This window comes from Pseudomonas sp. FG35 (assembly GCF_057809295.1).
This window is the reverse complement of the sequence record NZ_JBMDJR010000013.1, coordinates 160,767-184,545: the sequence shown is the minus strand read 5'-3', so window position 1 is coordinate 184,545 and position 23,779 is coordinate 160,767. Positions and strand designations below refer to the sequence as shown.

24 protein-coding genes are annotated in these 23,779 nt (G+C 61.0%); 10 read left to right on the top strand and 14 right to left on the bottom strand.

All coding sequences use genetic code 11. From position 1 onward, the window contains the following. Positions 1–124: 124 nt before the first annotated feature. The 3 genes from hglS to ACODTD_RS23460 all read right to left on the bottom strand — a co-directional run bounded on the left by hglS (position 125) and on the right by ACODTD_RS23460 (position 4,022). Positions 125–1,501 (bottom strand): 2-oxoadipate dioxygenase/decarboxylase HglS, encoded by a 1,377-nt coding sequence (gene hglS, locus ACODTD_RS23470; RefSeq protein ID WP_221615706.1) that lies wholly within the window; start codon positions 1,499–1,501, stop codon positions 125–127. Positions 1,502–1,612: 111 nt separating this feature from the next. Beyond that, positions 1,613–2,551: an alpha/beta fold hydrolase gene (locus ACODTD_RS23465; protein WP_011333489.1), complete on the bottom strand. Its 939-nt coding sequence runs from the start codon at positions 2,549–2,551 to the stop codon at positions 1,613–1,615. A gap of 16 nt (positions 2,552–2,567) precedes the next feature. Beyond that, the gene (locus ACODTD_RS23460; protein ID WP_011333490.1) at positions 2,568–4,022 is read right to left on the bottom strand and encodes a flavin-containing monooxygenase; all 1,455 of its coding nucleotides are present in this window, start codon (positions 4,020–4,022) and stop codon (positions 2,568–2,570) included. 190 nt (positions 4,023–4,212) lie between these two features. Between ACODTD_RS23460 and ACODTD_RS23455 the strand changes: the two genes are divergently transcribed. Both ACODTD_RS23455 and ACODTD_RS23450 read left to right on the top strand, forming a co-directional pair. Beyond that, on the top strand, positions 4,213–5,286 hold the full coding sequence (locus tag ACODTD_RS23455; RefSeq protein ID WP_201817566.1) for a diguanylate cyclase: 1,074 nt from the start codon (positions 4,213–4,215) through the stop codon (positions 5,284–5,286). 84 nt (positions 5,287–5,370) lie between these two features. Next, positions 5,371–6,597 carry a M20/M25/M40 family metallo-hydrolase gene (locus ACODTD_RS23450; RefSeq protein ID WP_201817553.1) on the top strand — a complete coding sequence of 409 codons (1,227 nt, stop codon included), beginning with the start codon at positions 5,371–5,373 and terminating at the stop codon, positions 6,595–6,597. Positions 6,598–6,685: 88 nt separating this feature from the next. On the opposite strand, the gene ACODTD_RS23445 is transcribed toward ACODTD_RS23450, so the two are convergent. From ACODTD_RS23445 to ACODTD_RS23410, 8 genes are all read right to left on the bottom strand, one after another. Then, entirely contained in the window at positions 6,686–7,555 is an 870-nt protein-coding gene (locus tag ACODTD_RS23445) for an isocitrate lyase/PEP mutase family protein (protein WP_007956238.1), read from the bottom strand. Positions 7,556–7,715: 160 nt separating this feature from the next. Further along, positions 7,716–8,750 (bottom strand): arginine N-succinyltransferase, encoded by a 1,035-nt coding sequence (gene astA / locus ACODTD_RS23440; RefSeq protein ID WP_489105273.1) that lies wholly within the window; start codon positions 8,748–8,750, stop codon positions 7,716–7,718. 55 nt (positions 8,751–8,805) lie between these two features. After that, complete coding sequence (locus ACODTD_RS23435; RefSeq protein ID WP_011333495.1) at positions 8,806–9,822, bottom strand: arginine N-succinyltransferase; 1,017 nt, start codon at positions 9,820–9,822, stop codon at positions 8,806–8,808. A 118-nt stretch (positions 9,823–9,940) separates the two neighbouring features. Beyond that, positions 9,941–11,290, bottom strand: a complete 1,350-nt coding sequence (locus ACODTD_RS23430) for an APC family permease (RefSeq protein ID WP_011333496.1) — start codon at positions 11,288–11,290, stop codon at positions 9,941–9,943. Positions 11,291–11,377: 87 nt separating this feature from the next. After that, positions 11,378–12,130 (bottom strand): N-formylglutamate amidohydrolase, encoded by a 753-nt coding sequence (locus ACODTD_RS23425; RefSeq protein WP_041475206.1) that lies wholly within the window; start codon positions 12,128–12,130, stop codon positions 11,378–11,380. Beyond that, on the bottom strand, positions 12,114–13,445 hold the full coding sequence (locus ACODTD_RS23420; RefSeq protein WP_011333498.1) for a type I glutamate--ammonia ligase: 1,332 nt from the start codon (positions 13,443–13,445) through the stop codon (positions 12,114–12,116). Before ACODTD_RS23420 ends, ACODTD_RS23425 begins: the two co-directional genes overlap by 17 nt. Continuing rightward, positions 13,442–14,086 carry a cysteine hydrolase family protein gene (locus tag ACODTD_RS23415; protein ID WP_201817545.1) on the bottom strand — a complete coding sequence of 215 codons (645 nt, stop codon included), beginning with the start codon at positions 14,084–14,086 and terminating at the stop codon, positions 13,442–13,444. The genes ACODTD_RS23420 and ACODTD_RS23415 overlap by 4 nt, the downstream gene beginning before the upstream one ends. A gap of 2 nt (positions 14,087–14,088) precedes the next feature. After that, positions 14,089–14,943 (bottom strand): MurR/RpiR family transcriptional regulator, encoded by an 855-nt coding sequence (locus tag ACODTD_RS23410; RefSeq protein WP_011333500.1) that lies wholly within the window; start codon positions 14,941–14,943, stop codon positions 14,089–14,091. A gap of 320 nt (positions 14,944–15,263) precedes the next feature. On the opposite strand from ACODTD_RS23410, the gene ACODTD_RS23405 reads away from it, so the two are divergent. Both ACODTD_RS23405 and cobF read left to right on the top strand, forming a co-directional pair. After that, a complete protein-coding gene (locus ACODTD_RS23405; protein ID WP_201817544.1) occupies positions 15,264–15,833 on the top strand; it encodes a histidine phosphatase family protein in 570 nt (189 codons plus the stop codon). Next, positions 15,830–16,585: a precorrin-6A synthase (deacetylating) gene (cobF, locus tag ACODTD_RS23400; protein WP_201817543.1), complete on the top strand. Its 756-nt coding sequence runs from the start codon at positions 15,830–15,832 to the stop codon at positions 16,583–16,585. The genes ACODTD_RS23405 and cobF overlap by 4 nt, the downstream gene beginning before the upstream one ends. Here the strand turns inward: cobF and ftrA are convergent. After that, positions 16,554–17,543, bottom strand: coding sequence for a transcriptional regulator FtrA (gene ftrA, locus ACODTD_RS23395; RefSeq protein ID WP_285357971.1), 990 nt, complete (start codon positions 17,541–17,543; stop codon positions 16,554–16,556). The two genes, cobF and ftrA, sit on opposite strands and share 32 nt — an antisense overlap. Before the next feature lie 100 nt (positions 17,544–17,643). On the opposite strand from ftrA, the gene ACODTD_RS23390 reads away from it, so the two are divergent. From ACODTD_RS23390 to ACODTD_RS23375, 4 genes are all read left to right on the top strand, one after another. Next, positions 17,644–18,078: a rhodanese-like domain-containing protein gene (locus ACODTD_RS23390; RefSeq protein ID WP_011333504.1), complete on the top strand. Its 435-nt coding sequence runs from the start codon at positions 17,644–17,646 to the stop codon at positions 18,076–18,078. Positions 18,079–18,331: 253 nt separating this feature from the next. Continuing rightward, positions 18,332–19,111, top strand: a complete 780-nt coding sequence (locus ACODTD_RS23385; RefSeq protein WP_011333505.1) for an ABC transporter substrate-binding protein — start codon at positions 18,332–18,334, stop codon at positions 19,109–19,111. Between the two features lie 127 nt (positions 19,112–19,238). Next, positions 19,239–20,351, top strand: a complete 1,113-nt coding sequence (locus ACODTD_RS23380) for a succinylglutamate desuccinylase/aspartoacylase family protein (protein ID WP_221615711.1) — start codon at positions 19,239–19,241, stop codon at positions 20,349–20,351. 66 nt (positions 20,352–20,417) lie between these two features. Beyond that, positions 20,418–21,134 (top strand): alpha/beta hydrolase, encoded by a 717-nt coding sequence (locus ACODTD_RS23375; RefSeq protein ID WP_221615712.1) that lies wholly within the window; start codon positions 20,418–20,420, stop codon positions 21,132–21,134. 3 nt (positions 21,135–21,137) lie between these two features. Here the strand turns inward: ACODTD_RS23375 and ACODTD_RS23370 are convergent, their stop codons facing one another. After that, on the bottom strand, positions 21,138–21,704 hold the full coding sequence (locus ACODTD_RS23370) for a DcrB/PsbP domain-containing protein (RefSeq protein WP_011333508.1): 567 nt from the start codon (positions 21,702–21,704) through the stop codon (positions 21,138–21,140). 195 nt (positions 21,705–21,899) lie between these two features. Between ACODTD_RS23370 and ACODTD_RS23365 the strand changes: the two genes are divergently transcribed. Then, a complete protein-coding gene (locus tag ACODTD_RS23365; protein WP_489105272.1) occupies positions 21,900–22,211 on the top strand; it encodes a hypothetical protein in 312 nt (103 codons plus the stop codon). A 55-nt stretch (positions 22,212–22,266) separates the two neighbouring features. Here ACODTD_RS23365 and ACODTD_RS23360 read toward each other — a convergent pair whose 3' ends face one another. Next, a complete protein-coding gene (locus ACODTD_RS23360; protein ID WP_041475207.1) occupies positions 22,267–23,055 on the bottom strand; it encodes a hypothetical protein in 789 nt (262 codons plus the stop codon). A gap of 147 nt (positions 23,056–23,202) precedes the next feature. Here ACODTD_RS23360 and ACODTD_RS23355 point away from each other — a divergent pair, with 147 nt between their 5' ends. Further along, the gene (locus tag ACODTD_RS23355; protein ID WP_201817536.1) at positions 23,203–23,742 is read left to right on the top strand and encodes a chalcone isomerase family protein; all 540 of its coding nucleotides are present in this window, start codon (positions 23,203–23,205) and stop codon (positions 23,740–23,742) included. Positions 23,743–23,779 lie beyond the last annotated feature (37 nt).

The window sequence follows — 23,779 nt, the reverse complement described above, 5'->3', positions numbered from 1 at the left end:
GTACTGCGCAACTTCTTGCGCACTTGGCTGGAGGCCTTGAAACACATGGCCTCCAGCGGAATTGGTGAGCATTTTTACGAAACAAGTGCGCAACTTCTTGCGCAGTATGGCCAATCGCCGCTTTTCACGCGGAGCGGGCAATTGCAGTGAGGCATTCCTCAATCGAACGTTGCTGGGTTTTGGCATACAGGCCCAACTCATCAATGGTCGAACGCCCCAAGGCCAACTCGAACGCCTGTCGATTGGAATGTTCGCCATAGTGCGTCTGCGCTGCATCCCCCAGGTTCGACTGAAAAATCCCCGCCGCACTGACCGGCAAGAAATCTTCGTACACCAGCGGTTCGGCTTTCACATAGCCGTCGCGTAATAACCCTTGCAGCGTTACATCTGCGGGACGACCTACTTTGTCTGTCAGGAAATAACGGAAGTACGCCAGTTCCTGCTCGCGCATGCCCTCGAGGCTGTCAGGGAATTCGCTGAAATGCTGGGTCATCAGCGCGTTGTAACGTGAGGCGTTGGCTTCGTTGGGGAAGTCGCCGAGTTCATCGCGCGCCGCGTTCAGCAGGCGGTCGTACAACGCACGGCCCTTGGGGGTCAGCGCTGCGCCACGTTGTTCGATTTCGCCGAAGCGGGCGCTGTGGCTGCCGCGGGTTTGTGTCTGGTCGGTGAAGGCGATCGGCTCGTCCAGCGCCTTGAAACTGGTCTGACGCAACAGGATCGGATGCTGCCGGCGCGGCGGGCCTTCGATCACCGCTTTGGGCGTGATGCCATGCAGCGGCATCTGTGCCTGGACGATGTCGATGTCCAGCGTGCGCGGGGTCAGGTGGTTGATGTGCGGGCCCTTGAAGGCCACGACATCGGCGATCAAGCGATGCTGGGCGCTGAGCGTCTGGTATTGCGCGGCAGTGACGGTGGCGCTGTGGTGCCAGCGAAAAGTCTCCAGCGCTTGCAGGACAAATTCCCCGGCCTCGGATTCATCCAGACCGCCAGCCGATTCGGCCTGTTCGATCAACCTTAGCGCCGATGGCGTAAAGATCGAACGCTTATCCAGCACCGATTGCGCGAAGGCCCGCAGCTCGGGGTCTTCAATCAATTCCAGTCGCAGCAACGAAGTGAACACCCGGAACGGGCTGACCTGCAGCGCATCTTCATGCACCGCGCGAAACGCCGTGGAATGCACCGGCACCCCGGCAGGGGTCAGGTCGTAATAGCCCACCGGTTGCATGCCCATCACCGCAAACAGGCGGGCGAGGGTGGCGAGCTCGGCGGCGGTGCCGACGCGGATGGCACCGTGGCGCTCCATGTCCAGCCGTTCGATTTCGCCAGTGCTGTGCAGTTGGCTGGCGATCTGCGGTTCGCGTGCCAGCACGTCGCGGTTGGTCTGTTCCACCAATTCCATCAACGCGCCGTACAGCGGCACTTCTTCGCGGTACATGTCGGACATCGCTTTGGAGAAGCGTTGGCGGATCAGGTCGGGGCTGACGAAAGGCTGCACGGTCATGAAAAAAATTCCTGGCACGGTCACGTAAAAAGTGTTGGAAAAGATCGCAGCCTTCGCCGACGCGGGCAAACGAAGAATCCTACGGACTTCATTCTGCCAACGACTGACCGTTTACCTGTCCTGACGCGAATGCTCCCCCAGAAACTCCCGATACAGACGTGCCGTGTTCGACGGTTGCTCGACCATCGGCATATGGCCGACGCCATCCCAGACATCGACCCGCAAATTGCTGATGCCTTTGCTCCACACCGGCACGCTGCTGACGTCGATCAACCGGTCCTTGCGGCCCCAGAGCAACAGCGCCGGGCATTTGATGTCCGGCAGTTTCGGCTCCATCGGCGGGCTGGCGCGAAAATCGCGGAAGATCTCTTCCAGTTCGTCGCGGCATTGTTCGTAGCGCTGGGCGATCGCGTCGAGCACCAGGCCGGGCACCCACGGTGGCGAGGCCATGGTCATGGCATAAAAGCGTCGGAATTCTTCCCGGGAATTGATCAGAAACGGATTGTGCCCACGGGCCAGGTGGCGCTCCATGTCGCTGGGCTCGGGCGCAGTGACGCCCGCCGGGTCGATCAGCGCTACCGAAGCGATGCGATCCGGGTAGGTCGCCGCCAGCCACGCGGCGATGTAGCCGCCCATGGAATTGCCGATCACGTGGACTTTCTCGACGCCGCAGACGTCGAGCAACTGGATCATGCGCTTGGCCTGCACCGGAATATCGTAGCCACCGCCGGCCTTGAAGCCGGTTTCACCGTGGCCGGCCAGGTCCGGGATGATCACCCGATACTGCCCGACAAAATGCCGGGCAAAGCGCAGCCACAGGTTCTTTTCGGCGCTGTAGCCGTGCAGCATCAAGATGCTGCTCGACGCTTCATAAGGCCCGCCTTGCCAGGTCGACACGGTCATTTCGGCAATCGGCACTTCGATCTTGTGTAACCGGTACAGCCTGGCCTCCAGGGCCGCGCTCAGATCGTAGAGCCAGTGGCCGACCGCCGGGTAACTCAACCAGCTCCAGGCCACGAAAACCGCGAGGGCGACAAACAACAAAAGCATCGTGGGTCTTCCTTGTTCAAGACAGAATGTGGTCGGCCGGTTTCAGCGCCCGGGTCAACCGGTGATAGCTGAAACTGAAGCCGGGAAACATCGCGATCACATGACCGCTCCTGCTTTGATACCAACTGTGGCAGCCGCCGGTTTTCCAGACCGTGCGTTCCATTTCCCGGTGAATCATCTGAGTGTAGGTACGTTCTGCTTCGGGGCGAACTTCGATGCTGCGCAGACCTTTGGCCTGCACGGTGCGGATGCAGTCGAGGATGTAGTTCATCTGCGATTCGATGATGAACAGCGCCGACGTATGCCCGATGCCGGTGTTCGGCCCGGTGACGATAAACAGGTTGGGAAAGTCCGGCAGGCTGGTGCCGAGGTAGGCGCGCGGGTATTGCGCCCACACGTCGCGCAGTTGCACGGCGTTTTTTCCGCTGACCGGGTAGGAAATCACGCCGTCGGTGGCGTCGTAACCGGTCGACCAGACGATCAGATCGACGTCGATGTGCTGGCCGTCCGTGGTGATGATGCCGGTTTCGTCGAGGCTGGCGATGCCCTGTTCGCGGCTGTGCAGCGTGACGTTGGGCCGGGTCAGCGCCGGATAGTAGGTACTGGAGACCAATACCCGTTTGCAGCCGATGGTGAAGTCCGGTGTGAGTTTTTTCCGCAGTTCGGGGTCAGTTACCTGGCGCTTGAGAAACTTCAGGGCGTGTCGCTGCACCATGTGAATCGCCGGTTTCGAGTATTTGAAGGCGATGACCCGGGTTTCGAATTGCCAGTAGATCATCCAGCGCAGCAGTTTGTAGGCCGGTTTCAGACCCAGCAACCAGCGCTGGAACCGCCCGAATGTACGGTCGGCCCGGGGCAGCACCCAATGCGCGGTGCGCTGAAACACATGCAAATGGGCGACCTTCGGTGCAATCGCCGGAATCACCTGAGCCGCACTGGCACCGCTGCCGACAATCGCTACCCGTTTACCGTGATAGTCGTAGCTGTGATCCCAATTGTTTGTATGAAAGGTCTTGCCCTGAAAGCGATCCTGACCGGGGAAGTGTGGGATAACCGGTTGGCTCAACGGCCCGGTGGCATTGATCAGGAACTGCGCATAAAAAATGCCTTTGGTGCCAGTGTGTACGGCCCAGCGTTTTTCGGTGTCGTCCCATTCGACGCGTTCGACGTTGGCCTCCAGTTCCACCCGATCGCGCAGGCCGAAGCGTTCGATTACATGGTCGGTGTAGCGGTGCAGTTCGGCCTGTTCGGCGAACATCTGCGTCCAGCGATAAGGCGCAAATGACAAGGAATACAGCGGCGACGGCACATCCACCGCTGCGCCGGGGTAGGTGTTCTGGCACCAGGTGCCGCCGAAAAAGTCCCGGCGTTCCAGTAAGCGAAAGTCGTCGATACCGGCCTTGAGCAGATTGACCGCCGCACATTGGCCGCCAAAACCGCTGCCGATGATCAACACTTGGTAGGTCTGCATGGGCCTCCTTCTTAGAGTCTTTTTTCCATTTTCATCCTTTCATGTATAGCCAATCATTTGCCTGCCGTGTGGTGCTGATGACGGGGTATTCGGCCCGCTGGCCGGTGATGGCTATTTAACGTTGCCCTGATAGACTCCCAGCACATCCGGTCTGCGGTCTGCGCAGTACCGTCGAGTGGTCGAGGCCCTTATGGGAAGAACGGGAGGAAAGGGACTTTCACTGGCCAGGAGGCTCTATGCATCGCGAATCCTCGGGCTGGTCCTGGGGCTTTTGTGCGTGAGCGTCGCGATGTACCCGCTCGATCCCCCCGCCTGGGTCTGGGCGCTGATGCTGTTCAACGGCCTGGTCTGGCCACACCTTGCTTATCAATGGGCCCGCCGGGCGAAGGTTCCTTACCACGCCGAACACCGCAATCTGTTGATCGATGCTTTTCTCGGTGGCTTCTGGGTGGCGGCCATGCACTTCAATCCCTTGCCCAGTGCCACGACCATTTCGATGATGGCGATGAACAACGTTGCCATCGGCGGCTTGCGTTTTCTGCTGGCCGGGACGGCGGCGCAGTTGCTTGGTGTCGGTGTCGGGCTGGTGGTATTTGCCCCGGCGTTCGTCCCGATGACCACACCGGCACAGCTTTATGCCTGTCTGCCGTTGTTGACGCTGTATCCGCTGGCGCTGGGCTGGATCTGCTTTCGCCAGGCCTATACCCTCGGCTTGCATAAACGTGAACTTCTGGCCCTGAGCCGCACCGACAGCCTCACCGGTCTGCTCAATCACGGCGCCTGGAAGGATCAACTGGAAATCGAATTCGAACGCTGCAAACGTCAGCAGACCGGTGCCGCGATTGCGCTGATCGACATCGACCACTTCAAGGCGATCAACGACACCTACGGCCACGTGGCCGGCGATATCGTTCTGCGTCAACTGAGCAAGATGCTCAAGCAGAACCTGCGCATGGCCGATGTGGCGGGGCGCTACGGCGGTGACGAGTTCTGCGTGATCCTGCCGGACTTGCCGCTGTTCAATGCGGCGCAGGCGATGGAAGCGTTGCGTGAGCGTTTTTCCTTTCTGGTGTACGAACAGAACCCGGCGCTGAAAGTCAGCCTGAGCATCGGTCTGGCGGCGCTCGATCCGGCACACGGCGACGCGACGCGCTGGCTCGATGACGCCGATCAGGCACTGTATGAAGCCAAGGCCGGCGGACGTAACCGGGTGATTTGCTGCAGCGATAACAACCCGCGCCGCGAGGTATTCGATTCGGTTTGAACAGATCGGGTGTCGCATCGGGGATAGAGCCTTGGGCGGATGTCAGGTACGGTTCAGTACCCGACACGAAACAAGGATTGATTCATGACATTCAAATTCCGTGGTTCTCTGCTGGCCGGCCTGTCCCTCACTTTTGCAGCCTCCGGTGTCTTTGCCGAACCGCACAAACAGGTGCTGGCCGACGCCGAGCAATACCAACCCGAAGCCCTGAAACTGCTCGAGCGCCTGGTCAATATCGACTCCGGTTCCGGCTATGAACCGGGGCTCAAGCAAGTCAGCGACATCGCCATCGATGAGCTGAAAAAGCTCGGCGCCACCATCGAACTGGTGCCCAACACCCCGGAAAAAACCAACCATGTACTCGCCACGCTCAAAGGCACCGGCAAGGCGAAAATCCTGCTGATGGCGCACATGGACACGGTGTTCAAGGAAGGCTCAGCCGCCGAGCGACCGTTCCACATCAAGGACGGTCGCGCCTACGGGCCGGGCGTGATGGACGACAAGGGCGGGATCGTCGCCGGCATCTATGCGCTGAAAATCCTGAAGAACCTCGACTTCAAGGACTTCGCGCAAATCACTTTCCTGCTCGATGCCAGCGAAGAAACCGGCTCGGACGTCGCCACCGATCTGATCAAGAAAACCGCCAAACTCCACGACGTCACCCTGAACCTCGAACCGGGTCGTCCGGCCGATGGTCTGGTGGTGTGGCGCAAGGGCAGCGCCACTGCGCTGGTGGAGGTCAAGGGCAAAGCTGCTCACGCCGGCGTCGCACCGGAACTGGGGCGCAACGCGGCGATGGAAGCGGCGCATCAGATCCTGCAACTGGGCAAGCTCGGCGACGAAGCCAAGAAAACCACCATCAACTTCACCGTGCTCAAGGCGGGCGACCGCACCAACGTGATCCCGGATCAGGCCACGGCCAGGGCTGACGTGCGGGCGGCGGTGCCGGAAGAATTCGACCGGATCGAGAAGGATCTGGCGCGGGTGTCCCAGGACAAGCTGATCCCTGAGACCGAAGTGAAGACTTCATTGCAACGCGGCTTACCGCCGATGCCGCAGACGGCGGAGTCGGATCGATTGATGGCGATGGCCCAGGGGATTTACGGTGAGATTGGCCGCAAGTTGACCGAAGAAGGTAGCGGCGGGGCAGCGGACGCCAGTTTGTCGGCCGGGGTTGGGACGCCGACGCTGGACGGGTTCGGGATTGTCGGCGGCAACATTCATACGCCGGAGGAATACGCGGAGGTGGAGAGCGTGGCGCCGCGGATTTATCTGTTGTCGCGGATGATCATGGAGTTGGCGAAACGGTAACGGCAGGCAGCGGTTTCGCGGCGGGCGCCATGCGAGTGGACTCGTAATGGCGTCGGGCCGCTCTGCCTCTTTGTAGCGTGGTGCGAGGTTACTCTTTGACGCTCATGTATTCCTTGGCCCAGAGGATGTATTCCTCAGGCTGGGTGTAGGTGTGGGTCAGTTCGGTGGCGCTCAGATCCGAGGCCTGGGTGAAGATCTGGCGTTGTTCGCGCAGGCTGTCGTAGGTCGCCTTGATCGCCGCGAAGTAAGCACCGTGGCCGTCGATGGTCACGCGCACACCCAGTTCGGCCAGGCGTTTGTCGTCGCGCAGCGCCGGGTTGCCGTAGGTCACCAGCATCAGCGGGACGGTCAGGTGCTCGGCGATCTGTTCGAGCTGGTCGAAGTCCTGAATACCGACCATGCAGATACCGTCGGCGCCTGCGGCCTGGTATTGCTTGGTGCGGCTGATGATTTCCTGGTTCGGCAGGATACCGGCGTTGGTCCGGGCGATGATCGCCATTTCCGAATCGACCCGGGCTTCCAGTGCCGCGCGGATCTTGCCCACGCCTTCGGCGACGGTGATCAGGTCGGTGGATTTGCGGCCGAACTGAGCGGGCAGCAGGGTGTCTTCGATGGTCAGCGCGGCGACGCCGGCGCGTTCCAGCTCGACGATGGTGCGCATTACGTTGAGCGCGTTGCCGTAGCCGTGGTCGGCGTCGGCGATCACCGGCAATTGGGCGACGCGGCCGATGCGGGTGGCCTGTTCAGCGAATTCGCTGAGGGTGATCAGGGCAAAGTCCGGAGCGCCCAGCACCTGCAACGAGGCGACCGAGCCGCCGAGAATCCCTACTTCAAAACCCAGGTCAGCGGCGATGCGGGCGGACATCGGATCGAACACCGAGGCGGTGTGATAGCAGGTGTCGGAAGCCAGCAGCTGACGGAAGTTACGGCGCAAATCTTGATGAGAAAGCCTGGTCATACGAGTTCCACCAATACAAAGGAATGGAAAGGCTTGAGCAAAGGTGTCAACGCCGAAGGTGAAAAGGCTATCACGCCAATGGGTCAAGGATCATGACGAATTAACGAGGAAGTTAACCAGGAAAATCCTGTTCAGGCTTTCTTGCAGCAGGCAGAGGCGCTCAGGCCGCCACTGCCTGCTGCTGTTGATTGGGCAGCGGCACCGCCCGCGCCGAGTTGCCCGGCTGCAATTGCAGACGTTTGGCTGTGAGGCGGTCGATCACCAGACTGCTGCCGACCCGGCGGCCCGGCGCGACGGTGATGCGGCAGTTTTCCAGGCGGCGGTTGTGGATCAGCCAGAGCGGCGCCTGATCGTCCGGCGTGCCGATACTCAGGGTCAGCTCCAGGCTGTCGCGCACCGTGCGGATGCTGCGAATCGGCGCCTCGATCACCGGGCCGCCGTCGAAGATGTCGATATAGCCCTTGTGAGCGAAACCCTCGGACTGGAGGATTTTCAGTGCCGGCTCGGTGTTCGGGTGGGCCTGACCGATCACGGCCTGGGCCTGTTCGGTGAGCAGGCAGGTGTACAGCGGCTGGCGCGGCATCAGTTCGGCAATGAAGGCCTTGTTGCCCAGCCCGGACAGGTGGTCGGCGTGGCTGAAGTCCATCTGGAAGAAGTGCCGGCCGAGACTGTCCCAGAACGGCGAACAGCCTTGTTCGTCGGCACTGCCGCGCAGTTCGGCGATCATTTTCTCGCCGAACAGGTGCGGGAATTCGGCGACAAACAGCAAACGTCCCAGCGACAGCAGACGCCCATTGCTGCCGTGGCGCTGATCGTGGCGCAGGAACAGCGAGCACAGTTCCGATTGTCCGGTCAGTTCGTTGTTGAGGAACAGGGTCGGGATCTGCCGCTGAATACCCAGGTCCGGCGCCGAGCTGACGGTCAGCCCGACCCGGTAGTTGTACCAGGGCTCACGCAGGCCGACGGCCCCGGCCAGGGCGCTGACCCCGATCACGCGCTGCTCGTCGTCCTCAAGCACAAACAGGTAATCGGCATCGGCCCGTTCGACCTGTTCGGCGAACGCCCGTTGCGCCCAGCGTACCCGGTGGGCCAGGCGATCTTCATTGGCGGGCAGGGTGGTGAACCCCGGCCCGGCCTGTTGCACCAGCGTCATCAACGCTGGCAGGTCGCTGACTTGGACCGGACGGACAATCATGCTGCAACTCCTTTTGCGCGCCAGTTCGGGCACTGTCGTTGGGTAGGGGCGCGGTTCACAGGGCGATTACCCGGATCGTGCCGCCAGCGCGGACGTTGAGCGCCGCGCACAGGGCCGGATCGAGCGCCAGGGGCTGACCGGGCTGGAAATCCAGCTCGGCGACCACCGCCCGAAAACCATGCAGAGCATCGTTGCTCACCAGATAGCGACCGCGAGCGTCGATCAGGGGTTCCTCCTGAACCTTGGCTGTCTGGCTAAGGGCGATGGAACGGATGTTGGCGGTGCGTGCATACAAGGTCGGGCCGGCATCGAACAGATCGATGTAGCTGTTGGTTTCAAAACCCTCGCGCTCGAGGATGTCGAAAGCTTCCTGGCCGTCCGGGTGGATGCGGCCGATGCAGTCCTGCGCGGCTTGCGGCAGCATCGGCACGTAGATCGGGTATTGCGGCATCAGTTCGGCGAGAAACGTACGACTCTGCAAGCCGCACAGGCGCTCGGCTTCGACGTAGGGCAGGTCGAAGAAATGTTTGCCCAGCGCATCCCAGAACGGTGAATGGCCTTGCTCGTCGCTGTAGCCGACGATTTCGGTGATCACCGCTTCGGCAAATCGCGGCGCGTGGGCGGCGATGAAGAGCAGCCGTGCCCGCGACAGCAATTCGGAAAACGGCGTGCGCACCAGTGCCGCGTCGATGTGGAAACCGCGCAGCAGTGTGTGCCCGCTCAGGTCGTGACACAGCGACAGCGCCGGCACGCCGTGCTCGATGTTCAGCTCCCGCGAGGCACTGGTGAAGTGGCGGTTGCGCAGGCTGTAGAACGGCTCGTTGAAACCTGCGGTGGCGAGGATCTCCGAGCAGCCGACCAGTCGGCGGGTGTCCAGGTCTTCGAGCACGAAGAAGTAATTCTCCGGGCCCTGAGCCGCGACATCACTGTCGAACGAAGCACAGGACGCGGCGATTTTTTCGCTCAGGCGTTCGCTGTCGTCCGGCAGGGACGTGACGCCCACCAGGCTGTCGCGCGCCAATTGTTGCAATTGAGGCAGGTCGTTTGGCTCGACTGGACGTAAGACCAGCATGGATGCACTCCTGTATCAAAAGGTTCGGCCCATTCGCCGAACCTGACTATCACTGTCGGTTTCCACGCGTTAAAGCGGCGGTCGCCTGATTTGTTGTCAGACGCCGCTCTTTTTCTTGTCAGCCGTTGCTCGGGTCAGGCAGCGCGGTACTGGCGCCGAGCTTGTTCAGGAAGAACAGGTACACCAGACCCAGTGCGATCCAGATCAGGCCGAGTTTCTGTGCATCGACGCCCATGTTGTACATGATGGCCGCGACGATGATGAAGCCGATCACCGGGCAGATCAGGTGACGGATCACCTGTCCGGATTTCTGCCGGCGCCAGTAGTAATTGATCACGGTCAGGTGCAGCAGCATGAAGCCGCTCAGGGCGCCGAAGTTGACCAGCGAGGTCAGGGTGTCCACCGAATTGATGAACAGGTAGCAGATCACCAGAGACAGCACGGCCACCAGATAAATGCTCAGGTACGGCGTGTTGTGTTTCGGGTGCACCTTGGCCAGCACTTTCGGCAGCTTGCCGTCGCGGGCCATGCCGAACAGCAGGCGCGAGACCGCTGCTTGCGAGGTGATCGCTACCGCCACGCCCCAGGCCAAAGCGGTAGCGACACCGGTCAGGGTCGCCAGCCAGCTGCCGGCAGCGATTTCGGCGATTTCATAGAACGCGGTATCGGCGGACTTGAAGCCCATGCCGGCTGCCAGATCGGTAGCGATCCAGGTTTGCGCGACGAAAATCACCCCCATCACCACCAGGGTGATCAGCGCCGCTTTGCCGACGCTGCGGCCCGGGTCGCCCTTGATCTCTTCGGCGAGGGTCGAGATCGCATCGAAGCCGAGGAACGACAGCACCGCAATCGACACCGCTTGCATCAGCAGGGCGAAGTTGAAGGTTTCCGGGTGATACAGCGGCGCGAGGGTCAACTGGCCGTTACCGCCACCGTTGTGCAGAGCGTTCCAGGCGTAGAACAGGAAAATCCCCAGCACCACGAGTTGCGCCAGCAGGAACACAATGTTCATGCGAGCGGTAAAGGTGATGCCGCGCAGGTTGACGAAGGTCGCGCTGACCAGAAACGCCAGAATGAACCCGACCTTCGGGATGTCCGGGTACAAGTGGTTGAGCGCCATCGCCGCGTAGACGTAAAGCAGCGGCGGAATCAGCAGATAGTCGAGCAGCATCAGCCAGCCGGCGATGAAACCGACATGTTGATTCAAGCCCCGTTGCGCGTAGGAATACACCGATCCGGCAATCGGAAAGGCCCGGGCCATGCTGCCGTAACTCAGCGCGGTGAAAACCATCGCCACCATGCCGATGATGTACGCCAGAGGCACCATCCCCGGTGCCTCGGCGTTGACGTAGCCATACACGCCGAACGGGGCGATGGGGATCATGAAGATCATCCCGTACACCACCAGATCGGTCAGTGTCAGGCTACGTTTCAACTCCTGTTTGTAGCCGAACTCTTCTATTTCCATGAAGCGCAACTCCTTGTCAGCCAATCGGTCGTTTTAGTTGTTATATCGGTCCGTCGTTTACAGCGTCAGCAGTGGTTACAACAATCCTTACAGCAATGGAGCCAGATAATCCGCCCAGCGAGTCACCGCTTCCGGGCTGCGCAGCAGGTCGTTGCGCACTTCGATCAGCACCGACTCCAGGCCCCGGGCATCGCCGTGAACCGGCACGGTCATGTCGCCCAGCGGGTCTATCTTGTACGGTTGGTTGCCGGCGACTTTCAGCGGATGTCGTTCCAGCCCTTCAAGCATCCGCTGGGCATAGGCCCTGGCCTGACCGAACAGCACGCCCACTTCCAGCTCGCGCGGCTGGCCGTAGTACACCGGGGTGAAACTGTGAATTCCTACCACCCGCACCGGCCGACCTTCGGCCAGACGTGCATCGATCAATTGCTGCAGCCGCGTATGAAACGGCTTGAACAGGCTCTGGCGACGGTATTCGCGGGTGGCCTCGTCAAGCTCACGGTTGCCCGGCACCTGATAGATCTCGCTCTGCGCCGGAATGCTGTCGAGCGCATGTCTAGGGCGGTTGAGGTCGATCAGCAGGCGCGAATAGTTGGCGCTCAACAGCGTGGCGCCCAGTTGCTCCGACAGTTGCTCGGCCAGCGCCAGGGCGCCGATGTCCCAGGCTATGTGTTCGCGCGCCGCCGTGTCATCCAGGCCCAGATTGTTCAGGGCCTCGGGGATGTAGCGGCTGGCGTGTTCGCACACCAGAATCAGCGGGTGCGTCGAATCTTCACGGCTCAGGTTGTAGACCGGTCGGGTGTACAACCCAAGCTCAACGGATTCAGTACAGGCGTGCATAGTGCTCACAAAGGTCAGCGGGCGAGAGCTGTTCCGTCAGCGCCAGTTCCTCGGTTTTAAGGGCGAAAAAAGTCTCGAGCAACGCGCTTGGCAGCGCTTCGACCAGCGCTTCACTGCGACGCAGGCAATCCAGTGCCTGGTCCAGAGAGGCGGGCAGGGCAACGATGCCCCGAGCCTTGCGTTGTTCGTCGTTGAGTGAATCGGGGATTTCATCGGTGATCGCGTTCAGCGCCAGACGTTGCTCGATGCCCAGGCGTCCGGCGATCAGCAGCGCGGCCATTGCCAGATGCGGCGAGGCAGTGGCGTCCATGGCGCGGAATTCCAGGTTGTATTGCTTCGCCACGGGTTTGTTGCCCAGGCTCACGGTCGGGCAGATACGCAGCGCGGCTTCGCGATTCTGTTGTCCGAGGCACGCGTAGGACGCGCTCCAGTGGTGCGGTTGCAAGCGTTCATACGACACCGGCGTCGGTGCAGTGAACGCGCACAGCGCCGGCAAGTAATGCAGCACGCCCGCCGCCCAGTGCTGACCCAGGGTCGACAGACCATTGCTGGTGCCGGCGTCGTAAAGAATCGGCTGACCGGCCAGGTCCAGCAGGCTGACGTGCAAGTGCACGCCGTTGCACACCGCGTCGGCGGCGGTCTTCGGTGCAAAGCTCAAGTCCAGGCCCATCTGCCGGGCGATCTCGCGGGTAATCTCGCGCACGTTGACCGCGCGATCCGCCGCCGCCACGCCAAGGGCCGGACGGCAGGTGATTTCGTATTGATGCTTGCCGTATTCGGGCAGGAACATTTCCGGCTCGACCCCACCGGCGCGCAGCGCACTGAGCAACCAGCCACCGAATTCCGCACCTTGGCGCTGGGCTTCGAGCGAGAAGGCCAGATGTTCGGCAAACCCGGCGTGCAGGTTGAATTCGTGTTCGAACGCGGCGTTGATCTGCAGGCCAAGCTCATCGCGATAGCGCTCGACCTCATTGCGCAGCAGGGTGCGCGGGCAGGCCGCCCATGGTCGGCCATCGGTCTCGCGGATGTCGCCGTGGATGAAATCCAGCGCCGGCGCTGCGGCGTCCGGGCCGTTGCCGACGGTGACGCGGCTGGTCAGATCGGGAATCAGCCGCAGATCGCCATAAGCGCCCCACGGACTGGTCGAAGCGATAATGTCCTGCGGCGTCAGCGCGCTGTTGGCGGGCACCCAGCCGCAACCGGCGGCTTGATAGTGTTCCAGCTCATCGGTGGGAAACGAACGGCCACGGGTAACGCCGATCAGGTCGGTGGTGACGATGGTGGTCATCGGCAACGGTGACAGGCGTTCGCTCATGGCTGCATCTCCTGCAACCGGCCGAGCACGGTGTCGGTGTCAGTGATCCAGCAGTAGCCCTTGATCGCATTCAGACAGGCGTCGTGGCGTGCTTCGGTGTACGTCGCGCAGGCGTCCGCCACCAGGGTGACGAGGTAGCCACGGTCGGCGGCGTCACGCACGGCCATGTCCACGCACTGGTCGGTGACGATTCCGGCGATGATCAGGTGGCGGGTTTGCAGATTGCGCAGCACGTAGTCGATGTTGGTCGAGTTGAAGACCCCGGACGAGGTCTTGGGCAGCACGATTTCGTTTTCCGCCGGCGTCAGCTCGGCAATGACCTGTGCCTGCGGGCTGCCCTTGGGCAGGTGCATGTCCGACAGTTTGTGATCCAGCGAGCGATCGCGGCCGTCGGCGGTCAGGCTTTCGATCAGGGTGTGCAGCACGTTCTGCCGTGCGTCGCGGAAGGCATTGAGCAGGCGAACCTGATTGGGCACCACTTGCGAGCGCGTGCGGTTGAGGAAGTACGCGGCGTCCGGGCCTTCGAGGTGCGGGTCGAACTGTGGCTCGAGCCAGGCGCGCTGCATGTCCACCAGCAACAGGGCGGTGTGGTCGGTGGCAAACGGCAGGTCCCGTGGCGAACGATGGGGAAGGCTGAACATCCTTATTTATCCTCCAGCAAATGGGTGTCGAAGTCGTTGCGCAGGGCATCGATGCCTTCCAGGCGATCGGCCAGGTCCGGGCTGCGCAGGGTCAGGCAGGCAATCAGCGCTTCAACCTGAGCCAGCGCCGGGACCATGGTGTCGAACGGCGAAGCCGACTCCACCGGTGCGCTGATGATCATGTCGGCCAGTTCGCGCAGCGGCGAGGCGTAGATGTCGGTGAACAGCACGACGCGAGCATTGCTGTTCTTCGCCGCGCTCGCCACGCGCAGGGCCTGGGTCTGGTAGCGGCGATAGTCGAACACCAGCACCACGTCCTGGCGTTGCAGGTCGAACAGGCGATCGGGCAGTTGCGCGTTGTCTTCCAGCGCAAAGCAGCCGGGGCGCAGCAGGCGCAAGTGGTTGAGCAGGTAAGTCGCCATCAGGCTGCTGAAGCGCCCGCCGAAGCAGTAGACCTGATGCCGGGTGTCGAGCAGCCAGTCGGCCAGAATTCGTACATCTTCCGGTTGGGTCAGGGCCTGGGTTTCGGCCAGCAGGTTATGGCTATGAGCCAGATAATGGCTCCAGGCATCGTCTTTGTTCTGATGCGAGCGCGGTTGCAACAGAGTGCGCGGCGAGCGCAGGCGATGGTCCATGTCGCTGAGCAGGGCGTCCTGGAATTCGGCGTAACCACCGAAGCCGAGTTTTTTCACCAGCCGCACGATGGTCGGATCGCTGACGCCGGCATGTTCGGCCAGGCGCGCCATCGGGCCAAGCCCGTTGCGTGGATACTGATCGAGCAAGGCGCGAACGACTTTGCGCTCCGACGGCGTCAGGTCAAGGCCGGGGTCGGTGATCAGGTCTCTTAAAGGGGGCATCCGGGCTCCTGCTGGATGGGGTGTTGAATTCGCTTCACAATCCGTTAAAACAGTATTTATGTAACTGACGCTACATGTCTAGCGAATTTTTCGGCGTTTAAACCAAGCCCCAAAATGGGGCGGGATGCCCGTAACGTAAGGGTTACACGGATGTCGATCAGTCTTGTAGTCCATTGCCCATAGCGGTGTCAGATATTGCCGCTTTCACACCCTCAGATCATCCAATCAACTTGCCAGAAGGCTCCCGATTTACGGCACAATTGCCGCTTAACCAGCGATTACGCCGATGACCGTCCTGTCTTCCAGCCGAGTGACTTCCCGTGCAGACCATCCGTTTGACATTGATCTGCCATGCCAGAACAGTCGCACAAAAATTGGCGTGTTTTCCTACGAACGAACCTGTTGAAGAGACGGCGCCGTCCGGCTCGCTGGCTTCGTGTTTCGACAAGACATTCCGTCTGACTTGCGGCCCGGAACTGCGCACTCGCCAGACGGCGGCGTGGTTTGGCCATGAAATACACATTGATCATGCCCTGCGTGATTGCGACTGGGGACGCTGGCAAGGTCAGTCGATCAAGGACTTGCAGCGGAACGAACCCGAGGCATTGCAAGCCTGGCTCGAAGATCCGCACGCCGCACCCCATGGAGGCGAGTCGGTGGTGCAGCTGCGTGAGCGGGCGGCGGCGTGGCTGGTTTCGCTGCAAGCCACGCCGGGGCACGTGGTGGCAGTCACCCATCCGTTCGTGATTCGCGCTGCATTGATGCAGGTTGTGCAGGGCGAGGCGTTTCACAGCCTTGATGTCGAGCCGCTGGCGGCGGTCGATCTGCGGTTTGCCGGGCGCTGGCGGCTACGCTTGTCCGGCATGAGCGTGGAAGGAGCAGAGCAATGAAGCGATTGCTGGTGATCGGCATCGGTGCCGGCAACCCGGACTACATCACGATGCAGGCGGTGAAGGCGCTGAACCAGGTAGACGTGTTTTTCCTGATGGACAAGGGCCAGAGCAAGGACAAGTTGATCGACCTGCGTCGCGAAATCTGCGAACGCTACATTACTGATCGTACCTACCGTTTCGCCGAAGCTCACAGCCCGGAGCGCGAGCGCGGCGATGTGGACTACAGCGCCAGCGTCGATGAACTGAACCGCGCCAAGCAGCAAACCTTCGAACGCCTGATCAATGACGAATTGTCTGACGGGCAGTGCGGCGGTTTTCTGGTGTGGGGCGATCCGGCGTTGTACGACAGCACCATTCGCATCCTGCAGGCGATTCTGGCCTCGGGGCGATGTGCGTTTGAATTCGAAGTCATTCCGGGCATCACCAGCGTTCAGGCCTTGGCGGCACAGCACAAGGTGCCTTTGAACACCATCGGCCGTTCGATTGAAATCACCACCGGCCGACGCCTGACGGCGGGGCAGGTGGGTGATACGGACAGCCTGGTGGTGATGCTCGACGCCGAAGATTCCTACCATCGGGTGGCGGATCGGGAGACCGAGATTTACTGGGGCGCCTACCTCGGCACGCCGGACGAAATCCTCATCCATGGCAAGCTCGGCGACGTTGCCGATGAGATCGAGCGGGTGCGCAAGGCAGCGCGGGTCGAACATGGCTGGATCATGGACACTTATCTGTTGCGCAAGCCTTGACCTCACGACCAAAGCGCTCGCGATATACCGACGGCGGCACCCCGACCACGCTGCGAAACGCCACACGAAAGCTTTCCACCGAGCGATAGCCACAGCGCAGGGCGATCTGCTCGGTGTTCTGCGGCGTGCTTTCCAGCAATTCCCGGGCTCGGGCCAGACGCTCGTGTTGCAACCAGGCCTTGGGTGACTGGCCGCTGGCCTCGCTGAATTTGCGCAGGAAGGTGCGTTCGCTCATCGCCGCTTCGCTGGCCAGATCGCGCACTTCCAGCGGTTCGTGCAGGCGCTCGCGGGCCCACTGCATCACACGCGACAGATCGCTGCGTGGCGTCGGGCTGACCGGCGTCGGAATGAATTGCGCCTGACCGCCGGTACGCTGCGGCGACATCACCAGTCGCCGCGCCACCGAGTTGGCGATCTGGGTGCCGAAGTCCCGCGCTACCAGGTGCAGGCAGGCGTCGAGCCCGGCCGCACTGCCCGCCGAGGTAATCAACTGGCCGGAATCGACGTAAAGCACATCCGGATCGACATCAATGGCCGGGAAGCGCTCGGCCAGTTCTGTGGTGTAGCGCCAGTGGGTGGTGGCGCCGTGCCCGTCGAGCAGGCCGCTGGCGGCCAGCACAAACACGCCCGAGCAGATCGACAGCAAACGGGCGCCGCGTGAATGGGCATCACGCAATGCTTCAAGCAAGGTGTCCGGCACCGGCGCATTTCGGTCGCGCCAGCCGGGAATAATGATGGTGCGCGCCTGCGCCAACAACTCCAGCCCACCGTCGGCGAGCACCTGAATCCCGCCCATGGCGCGCATCGGGCCTTGATCGACGGCGGCGATGCAGTGCTCGTACCACGGGAAATCGAACTCCGGCCGGGCCAGGCCGAAGATCTCCACGGCGATGCCGAACTCGAAGGTGCAGAGGCCATCGTAGGCCAGAATCGCGACCAATCCAGGTGAATCAGGCATTTGGCGGAAAATTCCCGGTGAGTGTCTTGTGCGCCACTGTAGCGGCAAGCGACGGCCCGATAAAGTCTGTTCATCCCCACCGACAAAGGAGTGATTCAACATGCCCAGCCTGGTTCGCGAAATTCCTGCAGCGCCTTCGGCCATTGCCCTGATGCATTTCAGCAACCGTCTGACCTTTGAAACCGATTGTTCCGACGTCTTCAGCAGCCAGCAGGCTGGTGAGATCGATTTTGTGCTGGTCGATGTGCGCGGGCCGCTGGCCTTCGAGCGTGGTCATGTGCCGGGAGCGATCAATATTCCGGGGCGTCTGTTGACGGCAGAAGGGCTGGCGAACTACCCGAAAAACACACTGTTCGTGGTTTATTGCGCCGGTCCCCACTGCAATGGCGCCAACAAGGCCGCGGTGAAGCTGGCGGCGTTGGGTTATCCGGTCAAAGAGATGATCGGCGGGGTGACCGGTTGGCTGGATGAAGGCTTTCAGTTGAGCGTTACGGCACCGCGAGTCGCCACTGCCCCGATCGCTTGCGATTGTTGATAGCCAGAGAGTTGCCGCTTCGGCGGCACTTTTGTCGGCTTTGTCCTACAACCCGCGCACTGCTCTGACGCACACTTTTCCCAGGTGATGGCACTCGCCGATTTTCTGTAAGTATTTGTCGCTTAAAAACAATTTGCCCCGTGCGCGCCGCCATAGACTGCCGGCCACTTCGGTTTTTTTGCGCTGTACAGCCCAAGGCCGAACCTGACAATCGAAAGCTGCCAATAAAAGCCTCCGCACACGGGAGTAATAAATGAAAAAGCTGGTTATGTTCGGTGCCCTGGCACTGTCGATGTTGTCCCTGACCGCCGTGGCCGAAGACGCCAAGCCGATCCGTATCGGTATCGAAGCCGGTTACCCGCCATTCTCGATGAAAACCCCTGACGGCAAACTGGCCGGTTTCGACGTGGACATCGGCGATGCGCTGTGTGAGCAGATGAAAGTCAAATGCACCTGGGTCGAGCAGGAATTCGACGGCCTGATCCCGGCGCTGAAAGTGAAGAAGATCGACGCGATCCTGTCCTCGATGACCATCACTGACGACCGCAAGAAAAACGTCGATTTCACCATCAAGTACTACCACACCCCGGCGCGCTTCGTGATGAAGGCAGGCTCCGGCGTGAAAGACCCGCTGACCGAGCTCAAAGGCAAGAAAGTCGGCGTGCTGCGCGCCAGTACCCACGACCGCTACGCCACCGAAGTACTGGTGCCGGCCGGCATCGAGCTGGTGCGTTACGGCTCGCAGCAGGAGGCCAACCTGGACATGGTCTCCGGTCGTATCGACGCGATGCTGGCCGACTCGGTCAACCTGAGCGACGGCTTCCTGAAAACCGACGCCGGCAAAGGCTTCGAATTCGTCGGCCCGACCTACGAAGACGCCAAGTACTTCGGCGGTGGCGCCGGTATCGCCGTGCGTAAAGGCGATACCGAGCTGGCGGAAAAATTCAATACCGCCATCAACGAAATCCGCGCCAACGGCAAGTACAAGCAAGTGCAGGACAAGTACTTCGACTTTGACGTATACGGCCATTAATACGCCGTAGAAAAAAGTGGCCCCGTTGATGCGGTGGCCACTTTTTTTTCGCCCGTGATTTATCCTGTCAGCACATTTTCAATGCGGTCACTGGGTAGCAGCGACCACAGAATTTCCGGAGTTCCCCATGCAACGCATCGACCATCTTCTGCCCTGGAGCCACCTGGGCAGCGAACGTTCTCTGAGCGTGTTCCGTTACGGCGCCGGCCCGCGCAAGGTCTACATCCAGGCCAGCCTGCACGCCGATGAACTGCCGGGCATGCGCACCGCGTGGGAACTGAAAAAACGCCTGGCTGGGCTGGAAAGCAACGGTCAGTTGCAAGGCGTGATCGAACTGGTGCCGGTGGCCAACCCGATCGGCCTCGATCAGCATCTGCAAGGCAGTCACATGGGCCGTTTCGAACTGGGCAGCGGCAAGAACTTCAACCGCTCCTTCGTCGAACTCAGTGCGCCGGTGGCCGAGCGCATCGGGAGTCAGTTGGGCGGTGATGCCCAAGCCAACATCGCGCTGATCCGCCAGGCCATGGGCCAGGTACTCGATGAACTGCCAGCCCCGGCCTCGCAACTGGAAGCACTGCACCGTCTGTTGCTGCGCCACGCCTGTGAGGCCGACATCACCCTCGATCTGCATTGCGACTTCGACGCCGCAATTCATATTTACGCACTGCCGCAGCACTGGCCACAGTGGCAATCCCTCGCTGCACGCCTGAAGGCTGGCGTGGCGCTGTTGTGTGAAGACTCCGGCGGCAGTTCGTTCGATGAATCCTGCTCCTCGCCGTGGTTGCGCCTGGCCCGGGCCTTCCCGAACGCGGCGATTCCACCGGCCAACCTCGCCACCACCCTGGAGCTGGGCAGCATGGGCGACACCCGCGTCGATCAGGCTCAGGCCAACTGCGAGGCGATCCTGGGCTTTCTCGCCGAACAGGGCTTCATCAGCGGTGAATGGCCAACAGCGCCGGAAGAATGCTGCGAAGGCATGCCGTTCGAAGGCACCGAATACCTGTTCGCCCCGCATCATGGCGTGGTGAGTTTCCTGCGTGATGCCGGTGAGTGGGTCGAGCGCGGTGAAGCGCTGTTCGAAGTGGTCGATCCGCTGAACGACCGCGTGACCACCGTGCGCGCGGGCACCAGCGGCGTGTTGTTCGCCATCGATCGCGGACGCTACACCCAGCCGGGCATCTGGCAGGCGAAGGTGGCGGGGCGTGAGCCGATTCGAGTCGGGAAACTGATCAACGACTGACACCCTATCCTCCGGATCACAGTGTTAGGCTCTCCCCCGAACCCTGCACTGTGTGAAGGAAGGCTTATGTTGAAGGTGTTTGCGCTGTTGACGCTGCTGGCGTCCACTGCCGTTCAGGCTCAGACCTCGCTGCAAAACGATCTGCCACTCAACTACCTGGCTCAGGTGCACCCGGACGCCGAACAGCGTCCGCTGGTGATTTTCCTGCATGGCTATGGCAGCAACGAAGCAGACTTGATCGGTATGAAATTTCAGCTGCCCAAGCAGTACAACTACCTGTCGGTGCAGGCACCGATGGCATTGGGCGAAGGACGTTATCAGTGGTTTCGCAAGAAAGGTGAAGGTGCCTACAACGGCGAGACTGATGATCTGAAGGCCAGCAGCCAGAAACTGCGGGCCTTTATCGCCGCAGCGGCGCAGAAATATCACGCGCAACCGGAGAAGGTGTACCTGATCGGTTTCAGTCAGGGCGCGATGATGACTTACGAGGTCGGGTTGCGGCAGCCTGCGGCGGTGGGGGGCATTGCGGCGTTGAGCGGGCGGGTATTGCCGGTGCTCAAGAGCGAGCTGAAGTCAGAGCAACAGCATCCGCCGCTGGACATCTTCATCGGCCACGGCACGGCGGATGACCGGGTGCCTTACAGCGGTGGCACCGAAGCCGATGCGTTGTTGCAGAAGCTGTCGTACAAACCGCAATTTCATGCCTATCCCGGCGTCGGCCACAGCATCAGCACGGCCGAGCTTCGGGATTTGAACGACTGGTTGCAGCAACTCAACCCGTAAAGATCATTTTTCCTTGAGGATGGTTTTCACCAGCGCTTCGTGACCGCTCTTGTCGCTGGCCCGGGAAATCACCTGGACCAGCGCCATGCGCGTGCCGGATCCGGCCAGCAACGTGGTATTGAGAGTCTGACCGCCGCCCTGGGTGGCGGTGCTGTCGACCTGGCGCAGGCCCAGGCCATTGCCTTTCTGGGTCAGGCTCTTTTCACTGAGCTTGTTGAAGTCCGGCAGGGCCTTGCGTTGGGCGTCGATGAAATCGGAGACGGTGCCGTCGAGAAACGCACTGTCGTTGTCCTTGACGTTGTTGCCTTCGGGAATCTGATTTTCGGCGGTGATGACGACCGTCTTGGTGGCATCGTTGCTGTACATCATGCCCTTGGCGCCAGTCGGACCGGCCGGCAGCGGGTCGCCGACAAAGCCCTTGGGCAGGACGAAACTGAATTTGCCATCGAGCATCGAGACTTTCTCGGTGACAGCCTTCTCTTTGGCCTTGGCTGCCTGAGCATTGATGGCGCCGAAACCGGCCACCGCCGCCAACAAGAGGACGACGGCTTTCTTGCTAAGCAATGACATTCGAATCTCCGAGGGATGGTCGCGCTTGGGCGGCGATCATCCCATGGTGGCGTTGGTGGACTCCAGTGCGGAATGTCAGGCCGGGCAGGAACCGCTCGTCGGAACTGTCATTTCTGTCAGGTGCCAACGCTTCCCTCGATTTTGAACAATGAATCGATGCTTATCGGTTGGCGGTAGGTACGGGGGGGAATTGCCATGTCAGGTTCAAAATTCGTCATCAACAAAATTGAAGAAGTGGGTTATCACACCTTTATCCACGGGATTGCGCCCACCTCTGAACCTACACAAATAGAGGCGTACTACCTCAGCGGATCCGGCACATGGGAATCGCTGGGGAGCTATTTGAACTACGAAACTCAGAATTTCAATATGCAGGCCACCAATACCCCTTCAGGTGGTGGAACGTTCCCGGTGGTCGTTTGCCAGGAAAGCGATGGGCTTCCACCCAACCCATCGAGTTCTGATCATTACCTTTTTGAATTCACCGATTTTGGAAAGCGGAAATAGAGCTTCTATCCGAATGTCGCGACCCTGAAATTACTTAAGGTGCCGTTCAGGTAAATCAGCGTGAAGTCGCTGCCGTGCGCTGCGCATTCTTCGTCGAACTCATCACCAGTCGTTTTGTAAAAATCAGCATCCCCATCGAAACCCCTACAGCCATCGCAAACCCCCACCACCCAAATCCCGGCAGCGCAATCGCCAGCACCAGACAAAACGCCGAAAACGAATACATCCCCGTCGCCGTCGCCCGCAACAACGCGGCGGTAAACGCCGGGCCACGGGTCTGTTGGGAAAACACCGCCATCACGCTGCCGAGCACCGGGAATACCGCGAGCAATCCGCTCCAGCGCTCGCCCACCGTGCTGGCCAGCATCGTCACCACCAGCGTCAACGCGGCCCCGGCGATCATCCGCCAGACCAGTTTGTCTGACTTTGGCCCCGGGCCGCTGACCAGCGGTTGCACTTTGGGAAACAGGTACGGTGCGGTAAGAAGGGCAGTTGCAGCGGCGGCAATCGAGAAGGGCAGAGAGGCCGGTATCACCGACAGAATCAGCGCCAGCACGCCCCAGACTGATAAGGAAACCAGCAACGCCAACGGCCAGTTCGCCCGCTGCGCCACCTGCGCATAAGTGATGCAAAACGCGATCATCGCAAACATGGCCGACAATGCCGCCACCGCCGATTGCGCGGCAAACGCCGGGCCCTGCTCAATGGCGAGGAAAAACAGAATCGGCCCGACCACCACCGGCAACCCCGACAGCCATCCGGCGACACTCGGGCCCCAACGCTTGCCCGCGAGGGAAATCAGCAGCAGGAAACCGGGAATCAGCAGCAGTTTAAGGATCAGCACGCAGGTGTCTCCGTCGGGGGCAGTGGGGCCACGTTAGCATTGTCATTGGCGGATTGCTGCATATGTATGCAAAACATGTATACAAAATAACAGACGTGATAGCGGACTATGCTGTGAGTGTCAGGGTTTACCGGAGTCGATACCGCGATGAGCAATACACCGAAGTGGTTGCGTGGATGCTGCGGGATCGGCTTGTGGGCCTTGCTGCTGACACCTACCTGGGCCAGCTGGCAGGACGCAGTCCCCGGCGCACAGATCATCGGCACCGGCGATTTCAGCGTGTTCGGCTTCGACGTCTACAACGCCCGGTTGTGGAGCGCGGCGCGACCGCTAGCCGACGGCCAACCCTTTGCCCTTGAGCTGATCTACCGACGCTCCATTTCCCGCGACGATCTGGTAAAGGCCAGCGTCGACGAGATCAAGCGTCTGGCCGGTTCCTCCCTCAGCCCGGTGAAATTGGCCGTGTGGCAAACCCAGATGCAGCAATCATTTGTCGACGTGCAGGCCGGTACGCGGATCACCGGAGTGTATTTGCCGGGCCAAGGCGCGCGGTTCTTTGTCGGGCAGCAGTTGCAGCATGAAATTAATGATCCGCAGTTTGCCCGGGCATTTTTTGACATCTGGCTTGACCCGCGCACGCGCAGTCCCGAGCTGCGCCAGCAATTGCTGGGCGACGCCAAACCTTGAGTCCATCACATCGGCGCTTGGGCATGCCGACTGAAAC